Annotated in this window: 15 protein-coding genes; 7 read left to right on the forward strand and 8 right to left on the reverse strand. The window is 62.4% G+C overall.

Translation table 11 applies throughout. The features are described from left to right. Positions 1–238 precede the first annotated feature (238 nt). The 6 genes from rpsF to VK792_RS03175 all read left to right on the forward strand — a co-directional run bounded on the left by rpsF (position 239) and on the right by VK792_RS03175 (position 3,783). Positions 239–595 (forward strand): 30S ribosomal protein S6, encoded by a 357-nt coding sequence (gene rpsF / locus VK792_RS03150; protein WP_326295893.1) that lies wholly within the window; start codon positions 239–241, stop codon positions 593–595. Between the two features lie 24 nt (positions 596–619). Beyond that, positions 620–847, forward strand: a complete 228-nt coding sequence (rpsR, locus tag VK792_RS03155) for a 30S ribosomal protein S18 (protein WP_008328567.1) — start codon at positions 620–622, stop codon at positions 845–847. 12 nt (positions 848–859) lie between these two features. Continuing rightward, a complete protein-coding gene (gene rplI, locus VK792_RS03160) occupies positions 860–1,480 on the forward strand; it encodes a 50S ribosomal protein L9 (protein WP_326295894.1) in 621 nt (206 codons plus the stop codon). Positions 1,481–1,703: 223 nt separating this feature from the next. Next, complete coding sequence (locus VK792_RS03165) at positions 1,704–2,072, forward strand: helix-turn-helix domain-containing protein (RefSeq protein ID WP_326295895.1); 369 nt, start codon at positions 1,704–1,706, stop codon at positions 2,070–2,072. Positions 2,073–2,112: 40 nt separating this feature from the next. Next, on the forward strand, positions 2,113–2,814 hold the full coding sequence (locus tag VK792_RS03170) for a LuxR family transcriptional regulator (RefSeq protein ID WP_326295896.1): 702 nt from the start codon (positions 2,113–2,115) through the stop codon (positions 2,812–2,814). Between the two features lie 129 nt (positions 2,815–2,943). Continuing rightward, a complete protein-coding gene (locus tag VK792_RS03175) occupies positions 2,944–3,783 on the forward strand; it encodes an acyl-homoserine-lactone synthase (RefSeq protein ID WP_326295897.1) in 840 nt (279 codons plus the stop codon). A gap of 174 nt (positions 3,784–3,957) precedes the next feature. On the opposite strand, the gene tig is transcribed toward VK792_RS03175, so the two are convergent. Continuing rightward, entirely contained in the window at positions 3,958–5,289 is a 1,332-nt protein-coding gene (gene tig / locus VK792_RS03180; protein ID WP_326295898.1) for a trigger factor, read from the reverse strand. 199 nt (positions 5,290–5,488) lie between these two features. On the opposite strand from tig, the gene VK792_RS03185 reads away from it, so the two are divergent. Continuing rightward, positions 5,489–6,727, forward strand: coding sequence for an AGE family epimerase/isomerase (locus VK792_RS03185; RefSeq protein ID WP_326295899.1), 1,239 nt, complete (start codon positions 5,489–5,491; stop codon positions 6,725–6,727). An 84-nt stretch (positions 6,728–6,811) separates the two neighbouring features. Here VK792_RS03185 and VK792_RS03190 read toward each other — a convergent pair whose 3' ends face one another. From VK792_RS03190 to VK792_RS03220, 7 genes are all read right to left on the reverse strand, one after another. Then, positions 6,812–8,236 carry a di-heme oxidoreductase family protein gene (locus VK792_RS03190; protein ID WP_435404826.1) on the reverse strand — a complete coding sequence of 475 codons (1,425 nt, stop codon included), beginning with the start codon at positions 8,234–8,236 and terminating at the stop codon, positions 6,812–6,814. A gap of 161 nt (positions 8,237–8,397) precedes the next feature. Then, positions 8,398–9,537 carry an alpha-hydroxy acid oxidase gene (locus VK792_RS03195; protein ID WP_326295901.1) on the reverse strand — a complete coding sequence of 380 codons (1,140 nt, stop codon included), beginning with the start codon at positions 9,535–9,537 and terminating at the stop codon, positions 8,398–8,400. Then, positions 9,537–10,277 carry an SDR family oxidoreductase gene (locus VK792_RS03200; protein WP_326295902.1) on the reverse strand — a complete coding sequence of 247 codons (741 nt, stop codon included), beginning with the start codon at positions 10,275–10,277 and terminating at the stop codon, positions 9,537–9,539. The genes VK792_RS03195 and VK792_RS03200 overlap by 1 nt, the downstream gene beginning before the upstream one ends. 10 nt (positions 10,278–10,287) lie before the next feature. Beyond that, positions 10,288–11,052 (reverse strand): SDR family oxidoreductase, encoded by a 765-nt coding sequence (locus tag VK792_RS03205; RefSeq protein WP_326295903.1) that lies wholly within the window; start codon positions 11,050–11,052, stop codon positions 10,288–10,290. Between the two features lie 3 nt (positions 11,053–11,055). Beyond that, on the reverse strand, positions 11,056–12,354 hold the full coding sequence (locus VK792_RS03210) for a M24 family metallopeptidase (RefSeq protein WP_326295904.1): 1,299 nt from the start codon (positions 12,352–12,354) through the stop codon (positions 11,056–11,058). Between the two features lie 68 nt (positions 12,355–12,422). After that, positions 12,423–13,232 carry an SDR family NAD(P)-dependent oxidoreductase gene (locus VK792_RS03215; RefSeq protein ID WP_326295905.1) on the reverse strand — a complete coding sequence of 270 codons (810 nt, stop codon included), beginning with the start codon at positions 13,230–13,232 and terminating at the stop codon, positions 12,423–12,425. 18 nt (positions 13,233–13,250) lie between these two features. Beyond that, positions 13,251–14,954 (reverse strand): ABC transporter substrate-binding protein, encoded by a 1,704-nt coding sequence (locus VK792_RS03220; RefSeq protein ID WP_326295906.1) that lies wholly within the window; start codon positions 14,952–14,954, stop codon positions 13,251–13,253. Positions 14,955–15,044: the final 90 nt, after the last annotated feature.

The raw sequence follows: 15,044 nt of genomic DNA on the forward strand, positions 1-15,044 counted from the left end.
TGTCTCGCTTGCAGGCAGCCTGCGCGGCAAACATGGCCCGAATTGGGAACAGTCGCGGCACGAAGCGGGAATTGTCGCGGCAGCCGAAACCGGTTCCTCGGCGCTTGCGTCGGGACGCAAAGCGTGTATACGGGCACTTCCTTTCGCGAGACTATTGAACCGCGCACTCCCTCGTGGACAGGGGCGAAAGGATCATATCCTGTCCTGTGAAAGGCGCCTGAAAAGAAACGGAGTCCACATGCCGCTTTACGAGCATGTTTTCATCTCGCGTCAGGATCTGTCCAACGCGCAGGCCGAAGGCCTTATCGAACACTTCAGCACCGTCCTCTCGGACAACGGCGGCAAGGTCGTCGAGAACGAGTACTGGGGCCTGAAGACGATGGCTTACAAGATCAACAAGAACCGCAAGGGCCACTATGCCTTCCTGAAGACCGACGCTCCTGCAAGCGCGGTTCAGGAAATGGAACGCCTGATGCGCCTGCATGACGACGTCATGCGCGTCATGACCATCAAGGTCGACGCACACGAAGAAGGCCCGTCGGTTCAGATGCAGAAGCGCGAAGAGCGCGGCGAGCGTCGCGAGCGCCGTAACTGATACCTGAAGAAGAGGATATAAGACATGGCTGCAAAACCGTTTTTCCGCCGCCGCAAGGTCTGCCCCTTCTCGGGCGACAATGCACCCAAGATCGACTACAAGGACACCAAGCTGCTTCAGCGTTACATCTCTGAGCGTGGCAAGATCGTCCCCAGCCGCATCACCGCCGTTTCGGCCAAGAAGCAGCGTGAACTGGCCCGCGCGATCAAGCGCGCCCGCTTCCTCGCCCTGCTGCCCTACGCCGTGAAGTAAGGAGAGACTGACATGCAAGTTATCCTTCTGGAACGTGTGGCCAAGCTTGGCCAGATGGGCGACGTCGTCGACGTCAAGCCCGGCTACGCCCGCAACTTCCTGCTGCCGCAAGGCAAGGCCCTGACCGCGTCGAAGGCGAACATCGCCAACTTCGAAGATCAGAAAGCCCAGCTGGAAGCCCGCAACCTGGAAACCCGCAAGGAAGCCGAAGCCCTGGGCGAAAAGCTCGACGGTCAGCAGTTCGTCTTGATTCGCCAGGCGGCAGATGGCGGCGCGCTCTACGGCTCGGTCACCTCGCGTGACGCCGCCGAAGTGGCAACCGCCGAAGGTTTCTCGATCGACCGCAAGCAGGTCGTGATCGTGACCCCGATCAAGGAACTGGGCCTGCACTCGGCAACCGTCGTCCTGCACCCCGAAGTGTCGGTTACGATTTCGCTGAACGTCGCACGTTCGCCGGAAGAAGCCGAACTTCAGGCCTCGGGAAAGTCGATCCAGGAACTGGCCGCAGAAGAAGAAGCCGCGGCTGATTTCGAAATTGCCGGCCTGTTCGAAGACATTGGCGCAGCGGCATCCGACGATGACGACATGCAGGTCGCCACACCGGAAGACGAAGCCAAGGCCGACTCGGAATAAGTTCCGAATTCCCCTTTCCGGCCAGACCGGACCAGAACCGCGCGGCTGTGCCGCGCGGTTTTTCTTTTGTTCAGGATAACTTACCTTTGGAAGATCAGGCCTTCCCTTGCGTAAAGCCCCAAGCAGAAGCTTGAAAACGGAATATGCCCTATGCAATTGTGAGTCGTATGATCAAATGCGCCAGACCACTCGAAGCGTAGCGAATAACCAGGGATCAATTGTCATGTCCGTGATCGACACCGTTGTCGGCCAGCGCATCAAAGCGCGCCGTCAGGCACTGGAGCTTACTCAGACTCAACTTGCTGAAAAAATTGGTGTCACCTTCCAACAAGTGCAAAAATACGAAAACGGCACCAACCGCGTGTCGGCCGCACGTCTTTGGAACATCGCCGAAGTGTTCGAGGTCCCGATCACCTTTTTCTTCGACAGCCTCGATGAAACCCTGGCCGAAGACGGCAAAGGCGATGTTTTTGCAGACCGTGGCGCAATGGAACTCATTGACCTTTACACCCGGTTGACGGATGCTCAAAAGCAAGCGGTGCTGTCTTTCTTGAGGTCGGTAGCAGAATCCGACAGCCCTGCAGCCGCGTAAGCTGGAGTCCACCGCTTGCGCGACATAACGGGGGACGGACATGCAGTTGATCGACCTCGCCGAGCGCGCGGATGACGAGAATCGTTTTGACCTTTACCTGGCACAGCTGTGCGAGGAGTTTGAGCTTGACGATGCATCCTATGCCACCACGAACCTGCTGACCGGCGATGTCACTGGCTATGCGACTTATCGCATGGACTGGCGCCAGCATTACGGAGAACTTGGTCTTCATGAAATCGACCCGACGCTCTACCAGTCGGCGCGCAGCGTCGCGCCGGTGGACTGGTCGCGCTTTCGCCGTGATGACAGCTTTGCGAAGGTTTTCGAAAACGCCCGTGACTTCGGCATCACCGACCGTGGCCTGACGGTCCCGGTCCGTGGCCCCTATGGCGATTGCGGCCTGCTCAGCATCACCCGTGACTGCGGCGACGATGAATGGGCCAAGCTCAAGGCCAAGATCATGGGCAACCTGCAAATGGCCGCGGTACACATTCACGATGCGGTTGCATCGTCAGGGCTGCTGTTCAGCACCCTCGGTCGCACCTCCCTGTCCTCGCGCGAGGCGGAAATCCTGCAATGGATCGCCATGGGCAAGACCCAGTCGGAAATCGGCGACCTGCTGACCATTTCGACCCGCACGGTCGAGGTGCACCTGCGCTCGGCCCGGACCAAGCTCAGCGCGCTGACCACGCCGCAGGCCGTCGGACGGGGCATCCTCTACGGCATCATCGAGCCGGGTTGATCGGTCAAATCCCCCCAAACGACTGGCGGACTACGGGATTCCCCCATACGGGAATCCCACAATAGCAAATACACACTTAACATTTACACTACCCCTATCGCGTAACTCACCAAACTAGGGGCAAGAAAAATGATAATCGTGATTGATGCGCTTAACGCGAGCGCATTTGGGGAAGTTTTGTCGGAAATGTACCGCCTGCGGGCGCGCGTTTTCAAAGATCGGCTCGATTGGGAAGTCGATGTCGTCGACAGCATGGAGCGGGACGTCTACGACGATCTCGACCCGGCCCATGTGGTGTGTCTTGATGACGACACCGGCCGCGTCGTGGGCTGTATGCGCCTGCTTCAGACCACCGGGCCGCACATGCTGTCCGACGTGTTCGCGTCCATCCTGGATGGCGAACCACCTCTGCGCAGCCCGCAGGTCTGGGAAGCAACACGTTTCTGCGTGGATGTGGACCGGCTGGACCGGGGGCGCGGCAAGAACTCGATCTCTTACGTCACCTCAGAGGTGATGATCGGCGCCTTCGAATATGGCAGGCAGGCCGGCATCACCGATGCAGTGGCCGTGATTGATCCGGTGATGAACCGGGTGATGAAGCGCTCGAACAACGCGCCTTATGACTACCTTGGGTCGCCCAAGCCGATGGGCAAGGTCACCGCCATGGCGGCGCTGATGGATTGCTCGGAAGAACGGATCGCAGGAATCCGCGCGTTTTCGGGGATCGCGCACGATGTCTTCGGGTCAGAAGACGCCGCGCTGGCGCTGTTCGAGCGCAGCAAGCGCACAGACCCGATGCAGTCCCTGCGCAAGCTGGCCGCCGAACCCGGCGGCTTGCCACAGGCCCGCTCGGCCGCGTCTGCTGCACTGCGACTCTATTGCCTGGAGCAGTTGAGCGATGCGCAGGATGACGACGAACGGAACAAGGCACTGGCCCTGATGCAGGCACTGGCCCGCCGCCTGGGCTGACCCACCGGGATAACTGACGCGGACCTCCACCACACACCGTGACAGAAAGGGCCGGGGCCATGCCCTGGCCCTTCCCTTCCCATCCCCGCGCAAGGTCTGGCCGGCCTCCCGCGGCACAAAAAGAAAGGCCGCCCGAAGGCGACCTCTCTCAAGCGCTTGGGTGCGTTTCTGGTATTATTCGTCGTCCAGGGCTTCGACTGCGGCTTGCAGAGCGTCCTTGTCGACTTCCTTCTCGGTCACGGTCGCTTGGTCGGCAATGTGGTCGATGACCTTGTCTTCGAACAGCGGCGCGCGCAGCTGCTGCTGCATCTCGGCGCTTTGCTGCACGAATTCAAAGAACTGGCGTTCCTGGCCCGGGTACTGACGGGCAGCGGCCATCACGGCCTGGGTCATCTCGGCATCGGTCACGGTCACTTCGGCCTTCTGGCCAACCTCGGCCAGCAAAAGGCCCAGCTTCACGCGACGTTCGGCCAGCTTGGTGTGCTCATCGGTAGTTTCGATTTCGCCGTGGTTGTGGTCGTGAACCTCGGGATTTTCTTCGTGCCACAACTGGTGTGCGATCTGCTTGGCTTCTGCCTCGACCAGCGACGGCGGCAGGTCAAACGAAACCGCCTCGTCCAGCGCGTCCAGCATGGCACGCTTCATCACCTGGCGCGCGGCGCCGGTGTATTCGGATTCCAGGTGTTCGGCGATCTGACCCTTCAGGGCGTCCAGCGATTCAACGTTGAACTTCTTGGCCAGTTCATCGTCGATCTCGGCGGCAACCGGGGCTTTCACGGCCTTGATCGTGCAGTCAAAGGTCGCAGCCTTGCCGGCAAGGTTCTCTGCGCCGTATTCCTCGGGGAAAGTGACCTCGACGGTTTTTTCCTCACCGGCCTTAACGCCGACCAGCTGTTCTTCGAAGCCGGGGATGAACGAACCAGAGCCGAGAACCAGCGGGTAATCTTCGGCGGACCCGCCGTCGAAGGCTTCGCCATCGACCTTGCCAACAAAGTCAAAGGTCACCTGATCGCCGTCTTCGGCTGCGGCACCTTCGTCACGATCGGCAAAGTTCTGGGCGGTTTCAGCCAGCTGCTTCAGCGCCTCGTCGATGTCGCCATCGGTGGCCTTGACCACCAGCTTTTCAAAGCTCAGGCCCGACATGTCGAGTTCGGGGATTTCCGGCAGCTTTTCATAGGACATCTCGACATGAATGTCGTCGCCCTCTTTCCAGTCTTCGTTGGTCATCTTGACCTGCGGCTGCAGGGCGGGCTTGTCGCCGCTGTCTTCGAAGTGCTTGCTCATCGCACCGTCGATGGATTCCTGCATCGCTTCGCCCATCAGGCGCTGTCCGAACTGCTTTTTCAGCAGCGCCATCGGAACCTTGCCCTTGCGAAAGCCCTTCATTTCGATTTCCGGCTGGGCCTCGGCCAGTTTTTCGTTGACCTTGGTTTCCAGTTCGTCTGCGGTGACGACAATCGCGTAGCCGCGCTTGAGGCCTTCGTTCAGCGTCTCGGTGACCTGCATCTCTCTTCCCTACAAGATTGAGGCGCGCCACCGGGGCGCGCTAGCGAAATTTGGCACCTTCTATTGCCCGTACGCGCGCTCTGCAAGCGGGATTCAGGTCCGGCGCGCAGTTCCGCGTCCGCGCCTGCACCCTTGCCTCGCCCGTCCGGCATCACTACCGTTGCGGCGACCCGAAAGGCAACAACCGAAAGGGCGATACGTGCCCCCCTCCTTCGATCCAACCGCCCCCGACGACCTCTGGCTGAACGATGCAGCCCATCGCGCGATGCTGGCGGAAGATGCCCGGCGCCAGTTCGCCTTTTTCCGCGCCAGCCTTGGCGATGAGGCGGGCTTTCGCGTGCTGGGTTATGACGGCGTCCCGCTGCCCGACACGAAGCAGGAACTGCACACCACCACCCGCCTGATCCATTCCTATGCGCTCGGGCACCTGGCGGGCGTGCGGGCGTGCGGCGACATCATTGACCGGGGCATGGCTTATCTGCGCAGCCACCACCACGACACGGTCCATGGCGGCTATCTCTGGGCGCTGGATGGCGATGCGGTGGCCGACGACCGCAAGCTGGCCTATGGTCATGTCTTCGTCCTGCTGGCTGGCGCCAGTGCCAAGATGGCCGGCCACCCTGACGCCGACGCCTTGATTTCGGACGCGTCAGAGGTTCTTGACCAACGGTTCTGGACCGAGGACGTGGGCCTTTTCGCTGACGAATGGGCCCGCGACTGGACTCCGTTTTCCACCTATCGCGGCATGAACGCCAACATGCACGGCGTCGAGGCGCTGCTGGCCGCCTATGAGGCGACGGGCGAAACGCTCTACCGCGACCGCGCGGGCCGCATCCTTGATTTCTTCCTGCGCCGGATCGCGCCGGATCACGGCTGGCGCCTGCCCGAGCATTACACCGAGGACTGGCAGATCGACCCCGGCTATTCCGGCAACCCGATGTTCCGCCCTGCGGGTACCACCCCCGGCCATTCCTTCGAAATGGCGCGGCTGATGCTGCAGCACTGGGACCTGTGCGGTCGCCCCGACGACGACTCCCCGGTCATCGCCCGCGCCCTGACCGAGCGTGCCCTGGCCGACGCCTGGGACAAGACACAGGGGGGCCTCGTCTATACCCTTGGAACAGACGGGCGCGTGGCGATCCCCGACCGCTACTGGTGGCCCCTGTGCGAAGCGATCGGCGTGCTGGCCAGCCTGATCAAGCTCGCGCACCGCCCCGAGGACGAGGCGTGGTATCGCACCCTCTGGACCTTTGCACAGGCGCATTTCATCGACAGGGAAAAGGGCGGCTGGTTCCCGGAAATCGACGCTGGTGGCAAACCGACCGCACGGCAGTTCCACGGCAAGCCCGACATCTACCACGCGCTGCAGGCCACGCTATTCCCGCTGACGCCGGGCTTGTCGCGCATGGCGCAAGCCCTGCCCGATCTGGGGGCATAGGCCCCCTGCCCCGGGAATATACAGGACTTGGCGCAGGCATGTCGGTCCGCGGCAGGAACCACGGACCGGCACCAACCAACCGGGTCAGAGGCTGTTCAGAAAATGCAGAAGGGACGCCCGGTGTTCCTTCAGGAACCCCGCGAAACTGTCCCGCGCGCTTTCCGCCTCTCCGCCGTGCCACAGGATCGCTTCTTCCAGCGAACGGGCCCGACCGTCGTGCAGAAAGTTGGTGTGGCCGCTGACCATTGCCGTCATCCCGATCCCCCACAGGGGCGGGGTGCGCCATTCAGATCCGGCCACATCCCCCGTGGGCGTCGTATCGGCCAGCCCCGGCCCCAGATCGTGCAGCAGGAAATCGCTGTAAGGCCAGATCACCTGGTTGCGAAGTTCCGGCGCGGTGTTTTCGCCGGTCGCATGTTTCGGCACATGGCACGACACGCAGCCTGCGGCGTAAAACAGCGCCTTGCCCTCCAGTACCCTCGGATCGTCCACCCCCCGACGCGCCGGCACGGCAAGATTGGCAGAATAGAAACTGACACTGTCCAACAGGCCGTCGTCCACTTCGGGCAGCCCGTCGTCATCGCCATGCTCTGCGGTGCGGCAGGTCTCCTGCGCCGTTGTGCAGTCGCCATGCGGCGCGGGGAACATCCAGGTCGATAGCGACATATCATTGAAAAACGCGAGTGCGGATTGCTCCATCACCGACCCGGTTGTCGCTTTCCAGCCGAACCGCCCCAATGCACCGTCGCCCAGCCAATGCGCACGGCCGGAAATCCCGTCGCCATCGGCATCGTCCGGATCCGCGCGCGACAAGATATCCTTTTGGTCGATTGCCTCGATCAGACCCAGCCCGATCATCTGCGGCGCGATCCGCGGGTTCAGCGCGACCCCCGCGGCCAAGGCGGCATCGGTGCTGTAGACCGGCCGCCGCAAATCGACATTTGTACCGTCGGGATAGGTGAACCGTACAGACTCATATACGACACGGATCGTGCCTTCGCCCGTGAAACCGGCAATCGCCTGATCCTGGAACTGGTGGCCGAACACGGGGTCGGGCGCGCCTTGCCCGTCGCTCAGGGCAAACAGCATCGACACCATGCTGGTGTCACCGTCCAGGGGCGGGTGACCACGCCCGCCGTTGATGTGACATCCCTGACAGGACCGGGCGTTGAAATAGGGACCCAACCCGTCCGACGCGATGGTCGAAGACGGCGCGGCGACCCACTCGCGGTCGAACACCTCGTTGCCCTGGGCGAACTCGGCCCGCTGCGTGGCCGTGAGCATGGCAGAGGGGTGCGAAAACGCGCTTTGGTCGATCCGGTCCAGGGTGGTGCCCGTCCCGCCTTGCTGCGTTTCGAACTGTTCGGGGCGGCTGAAATCCGTTGTGGGGGCCAGAAGGCGCGCGTTCGGTTGCGCCTTGGTTTCGGCCTCGGCCGACAGGGCCAGCGCCGCCATGGCCAGAACGGCAGAGCCCAGGGACAGGACAAGAACGGGATGTTTCAAAGCCACCTCTGTCAGTTCGGGGGACCGGTTCGGCCCCCCGTTTCCGTTTTTCGGCCACTGGCCCCGGTGTTAATCGAAGACTGCGCCGGGCTTGTCCAGACTGTGAAAGTCGGCCACCGCGCGGCTTGCCGCCGCCCCCGGTTCGGCGGTGGCGCGCGCCAGGGGTGTCAGCCGCCAAGGTGTTGCGGGCCGACGCCTTCGAATTGCGGCGTACCGAGTTGCCCCAGCGCGCGGATCAATTCCAGCTTCAGGATATCCATCGCCCGATCCGCGCCCGCCGCGCCACCGGCGCCAACCCCGAAAGCCATCGCGCGTCCGGTAAGGCAGAAATCGGCGCCCAGCGCCTTGGCACGCAGCACATCCGCGCCACGCCGGATGCCGCTGTCCATGATCACGGTCATCTGGTCGCTGACCGCCGCCGCGATGGCCGGAAGCACGTCGGCCGTCGGCGGGCCAAACGCCACCTGTCGGCCGCCATGGTTGGAAACGACGATGCCGTCACAGCCGATCCGGGCACAGCGCAACGCGTCATCGGCGTGCAGGATGCCCTTGACCAACAGCTTACCCGCCCAGCGCGCGCGTAGTTTCTCAAGGCTCTCCCAGGAAAAACCCGGTGTGATCAGCGTCTTTTGCACATCGGCATAAGACGTCGCGCTTTTCAGAAGATCGGCGTAATTCGCCACGTTGGGCGTACCGTTGCGCAGGCTGGACAGCGCCCAACGTGGATGCGCCGCACATTGCGCGATGACCTCGGGCGTAAAGCGGAACGGCACGGCGAGCTTGTTACGAATGTCACGGTCGCGCTTGCCCGCGGCCGGAACATCAACGGTCACCATCATCACCTCGTAGCCCGCGGCCTCGGCCCGGGCGATCAGCCCTTCGGTGACCTGGTCGTCGCCGGACACGTAAAGCTGGAACCAGCCGTTGCCATCCGCGGCCTCGGCCAGCGCTTCCAGCGCGGTCGAGGCGGCAGAGCTGGCCACGTAGGGAATGTTTTCGCGCTTGCACAGTCGCGCAAGCGTCAGGTCGGCACCAGGCCAGAACGCGTTGAGCATCCCGATGGGCGCCATGCCAAAGGGCAAGTCAAACGCTTTGCCAAAAAGCGTTGTCCCCGTGTCGATCCGAGAGACATCGACCATGTAGCGCGGGGTCAACTCGACCCGTTCAAGGGCTTCGACATTGCGCCGCATGTTCCGTTCGGATTCCGCGCCGCCATCCACCAAGTCAAAGGCAAAGCGCGGAATCCGCCGTCTGGCCAGGGTCCGCAGGTCGTCGATGCAGGCGGCACGGTCCAGAGAACGGCGCATCAGATCGACCACCCGCCATCGACCGCAAAGGCCTGTCCGGTGGTGAACCCCGCCATGTCGGATGCCAGGTAGCAGACCATCTCGGCGATTTCCTCGGGCGTGCCAAGGCGTCCCATGGGCTGCCGCGCCTTGAACGCTGCCAGCGCCGCGTCGAAATCACCCGTCGCCCGCAGCCTGTCTTCAAGCGAGGGGCTTTGCACCGTGCCGGGGCAGATCGCGTTGCAGCGGATGCCCTTTTGTACGAAATCGGCCGCGATGGCCTTGGTCATGCCGATGATCGCGGCCTTGGAGGCGCCATAGGCGAACCGGCGCGGTGCGCCTTTCTCGCTTGAAACGATCGAGGCGATGTTGACGATCGAGCCCTGGCCCTTGTCCAGCATGCCCGGCAAGACCGCCTTGGTCAGCCGGTACATCGCCTTGGCATTCAGCGCAAAGGATCGGTCCCATGCGTCGTCGTCACAGTCCAGGATCGTACCGTCATGCACCCATCCTGCGCAGTTGACCAGAATGTCGAACTGCGGATGGTCCTGGACCAGCGCGGCGACAGCCCCGGCATCCAGCACGTCAAGGCGCTGCCCGGTGATCCCGTCGTTGCCCGCGGCCAGCGCGTCCACGCCGGTGCCGTCGATGTCTGTTGCGATCACCCGCGCCCCGCGCGCGGCCAGTGCTTCGGCCGAGGCGCGGCCAATGCCGTTGGCCGCGGCGGTCACAAGGGCGGTTTTTCCGTTCAGCGTTTGCATCTTGGTCCTTTCAACGAGCAAGCCAGCCACCGTCCACCGTCACGCAACTGCCGTGGCAATAGGCGGCAGCGTCGGAGGCGAGGAAAACAGCGGCACCGGCAATTTCCGAGGGTTCGGCAAAGCGCCCCGCCGGGATACGGTCAAGCAGCGCCTTCGCACGATCCGGATCGTCGCGCAGCGCCTGGGTGTTGTCAGTGGCGGTATAGCCGGGCGCGATGGCGTTGACGTTCACCCCCTGCGCAGCCCATTCGTTGCACAGAGCCTTGGTCAACCCCAACACCGCGTGTTTCGACGCCGCGTAGGCAGGCACCCGAAGGCCGCCTTGCGATCCCAGCACCGAAGAGACGATGACGATCTTCCCGCCCCCTTGCGCCACCATTCGCGTGCCGGCCGCCTGGCACAGCAGCCAGACGCTGTCGAGATTCACCGACAGAACGCGCCGCCAATCCGCCAGCGGCATCCGCGTGCTGTCTTCGCGGTGGATAATACCGGCGTTGTTCACAAGGATATCAAGGCCGCCCAGCGTGTCGGCGGCAAAGTCGATCACCTCGCTGGCGGCGCGTTCGTCCATCTCGACGAAATCGGCGCGAACTGCGGCCCCTTTGCGCCCGAAGGATTCGATCTTGGCGATCGTTTCTTCAGGGGCATGACTGCGATAGGTCAGCGCAACGTCGGCCCCGGCGGCGGCAAGGGCGAGGGCAATGCCCTCGCCGATGCCGGTTGCCCCGCCGGTGACCAGCGCCTTGCGGCCCGTCAGATCAAACGGATGCCCCATGGCTCAGTACCGGTTCGCGATGGGCAGGTCTTCGGCCGGGAACAGGCTGATCACCTCGCACCCGTTTTCCGTCACGACGACTTCTTCCTCGATGCGGGCAGCGGAATAGCCGTCCGTCGCCGGGCAATAGGTTTCAAGGGCAAAAACCATGCCGGTCTGGATCTCCATCGGGTGATCCAGCGAAACCGCACGGCTGATGATGGGCCGTTCGTGCAAGGCCAGACCCAGACCATGCCCGAATTGCAGACCAAAGGCGGCATCTTCGTTGGGGAACCCGAACTCTTCTGCCTTGGGCCAGACCTCGGCCACCTTGTCTGTTGTCACGCCGGGCTTGATCATCGAGATCGAGGCGTCGATCCACTCGCGGGCCTTCACGTAGGCGTCGTTCTGAGCGGGTGTTGCGCGGCCGACGTTGAAGGTCCGGTAGTAACAGGTGCGATAGCCTTGATAGGATTGCAGGATGTCGAAGAAGGCCTGGTCACCGGGGCGGATCAGACGGTCCGTGAAGTTGTGCGGATGCGGGTTGCAGCGCTCGCCGGAGATCGCGTTGATCGCCTCCACGTCATCGGAGCCCATTTCATAAAGCATCTTGTTGGACAGGGCGACGATATCGCTCTCGCGTACGCCCGGTTTCAGCTCTTCATAGATCATGTGATAGACGCCATCGACCATGCTGGCCGCCTGCGTCAAAAGCTGGATTTCGTCCCAGTTCTTGATCTCGCGCGCCGCCAACATGATCTGCTGACCGTCGATGACATGCAGGCCTTCCTCTTGCAGGGCGTGGAACATGGCGGTTTCGGCATAGTCGACCCCCACCGGCATGTCGCCCATGCCTGCGTCGCGGATCAACCCGGCGATCTGTTTCGCGTATTTCTTCATCAGGCCGAATTCCGGCGGAATCGTCCCGCGCATGCCCACGACACCGGCGAGGCAGTGGCTGGGCTCCAGCCAGTCGGAATAGCGCTTGTGATGCTCTGCCGCCGATCCAAAGTCCCAGACATAGGGGCTGTCATCGCCCGTCAGCAGGCAGAAGCGGCACATCTTGTCCCGTTCCCATTCGCCGATCTTGGTCGCGGACACGTAGCGGATGTTGTTCACGTCGAACAGCAAAAGCGTCCCCGCCGGAGAGTTCTGAAGCGCCTGCCGGGTGCGTGCCAGACGATAGCGGCGCAGGCGGTCATGATCGATCCGACGTTCGAAATCGACAGACATATGGCCCCAGGCTGGCAGCTTGTCGCGCCATTCCCAGTTGGGCTCAAGATCCTTCGGGGTGAGCATGTTCGGCATCAGGGCACGGGACATGAGAGACTCCTCCGGGCGCGCGCAGCAGCCCGTTTTTGTGGGGTTAGAATTTTATTGAAATCAGCGGGTTACTTGGTCACCCAGCCACCGTCGATCGAGATCATCTGGCCGGTCATGTAGTCGCTGTCGTCACTTGCAAGGAACGACGCGGTGCCGGTGATATCCTCGGGATAGGACACGCGTTTGATCACAAGGTTGTTGGCGACGATATCGTCATAGGCCTGGCCTTCACGTTCCTTGAAACCGATCTCGACCAGGTCCTTGTCAAGCTGCTCCCAAAGCGGCGTGACCACCACGCCGGGCGCATAGCCGTTGACGGTGATGTTGTGCTCGGCCAGACCCAGCGCGCCGCATTCAGTCAGCGCGAGACAGCCATATTTCGAGGTACAGTAAACCGTTACATCAACCAGCGGTTTTTTCGACGCGATGCTGCCGACGTTGATCAGCTTGTAGGGATGATCCGCCATCGGGCCCTGGGCGATCATCTGACGGGCGACCTCTTGCATCCCCAGCCACATCGCCTTGGTGTTGACGTTCATGATCATGTCCCAGTTGGCCTCATCGATATCCATGAAGAACCTGGGCTTGTTCAGGCCGGCGTTGAATAACGCAACGTTGATCGAGCCAAACGCCTCGACCGTCGCGGCCACGGCATTGGCATTGTCCGCGCGGCCGGTTACGTCCATCCTGACAGCAATGGCGCGGCCCGCCCCCCTGGCATTGATGGCGTCGGCAACTTTTTGCGCCTCGTCCCCGTCAAGATCCCCAAGACAGACATTGGCGCCCTGGGCGGCAAAGGCTTCGGCGTTGGCCTGTCCCATGCCGCGCGCCGCGCCAGTGATCAGAATATTCTTCCCTTTCAAGCGATTGGGGTCCATGTCATTTCCTCCCTTTCATCACGGTGTCGCGTTTGGTCGTATCAGTTTGTCGGCGCGCGCCTGTGCCCGGCGCAGCGCTTCGCGCGGGGGCGTCAGCCCGCGCAGCATGTCGTGAAATTCCTCGCCGCAGATCTGAAAGATGCCGCCGATCTCGGGCACCGGCGGGCGCGGCCAGAACTGCAATTCATCCCGCCAAGACATCCCGTCCACTGCCTCGAAGATCGTCGAGGTGCGGCGAACCTCGGGGTCTGCGCCGACGGAATAGCGCGGGTTCGTGCGGCTGCCGTTCTGAACGTAGAGCTTTTGCGCCTCGGGCGATGTGAACACCTTGAGCGCTTCAACCGCGGCCGGAATGCGTTCAGGTGCAAGGTTGGCCGGGATGCCCATGACGTAGCCGCCGACAGGCGCCACCGGCCGCGCCCCGGGTGCAGGCGGATGTGGCAGATAGCTGGTCTGTCCGCAGGCCGGTGATGTATCGTCAAGTTCGAAATAGGGCGCCAGCAACGTATAGCCGTATGCCATTGCCACCTTGCCAGAGGCATAGGGCCGAACCCGTTCATACCAGGACATCGACAGGATGTCGGGCGGAGAATACTTCAGCAGCTCGAGAAGAAACTCCGCGACCTGCAGCCCGGCCTTGGTGTCGATCATCGCGCGATAACCGCCCTGGGCAAGATGCCCGGTGCCGAATCCGCCCGCAACGTCTGGCAAATCCAGGATCGGCTGGCCGAAATCCGCATAGGTCATCAACACGGTATGGCCCAGCGCCGTTCCGCGCGCCGCGTTCCAGGCGATGCCATATTTTCCGTGCGTCGGGTCGTGAAGGGCACGGGCAGCGTGCAGCAGCGCATCGGTGCTGGCGGGTGGCTCCAACCCGGCCTCTGCGAACACGTCGTGGCGAAAGAACAAAAGCTCTGGCGTGGTCTGTGCCGGCACGCCATAAGCGCGCCCGCCCCAATGCGCGCCTTGCCAGCCCGCGGTATGAAAATCGGACGGATCAAGCTCGGCAAGGTCCATCACCTGATCGAGCGGCATTAGAATGCCGCGGCTGGCAAACTCGCCAATCCAGGGCAGGTCCACGGCAATGATATCATAGCGGCTGGTGTCACGGGCTGCATTGCGCAAGGTTTCCTCGCGCAGACGGTCAATCGAGAACGCGCGCTGGCTGATACTTGACCCGATCACCTGTTCGAACTGGCGCTTGAGGTTGTCCATGACCATGAAGGTCGGGTCGCCATGCACCAGAACCCGCAACCCGCCAGACAGCTTCAGCGGTTCGGTCAGAACCCGCAGCGGCGGGATCGAATGCGCGGCCGCATAGCTGCCGCCGAAATAATAGTCTTTTGTATCACGGTTCCGGGCCACGCCGCCGAACGCCCCTTCGCACAAGCGCCGCAAGCGGCCCGACATCTGCACCCATGTCTCCAGCAACACATCGCTTGGATGCAGGGAAAAGCTCTTGCCCGATGCGGTGCGGGGGCGCTGCTCGATCAGCCCGGCTTCGATCATCTCTTTCAGACGGCGGTTCGCAGTGGCATAAGGCACGCGGCTTGCGCTGATCAAAGAGGTGGCGGTGACGGTCTTGCCATCGAAATGTCCCTGAAGCAGATGGATGGCCATCCGCAGGTGGGCATTGGGAACAAACAGGTCAATCGCGCCCTCGATCTCGTCGTTGAGCGCCTCCAGAAACGACAGGATCTCGACCGCCTCGGGCTTCGCCATTGGCGCAGCAGGGCTGTGTCGGGTATGTCGTCCCATGTCGTTCATTGTCCATGTGCGCCTTTTGTTGTCGGGCTTGATGTCAGGCTGTTC

Source organism: Mesobacterium hydrothermale, assembly GCF_035818635.1.
GTDB classification, from domain to species: Bacteria; Pseudomonadota; Alphaproteobacteria; order Rhodobacterales; family Rhodobacteraceae; genus Mesobacterium_A; species Mesobacterium_A hydrothermale.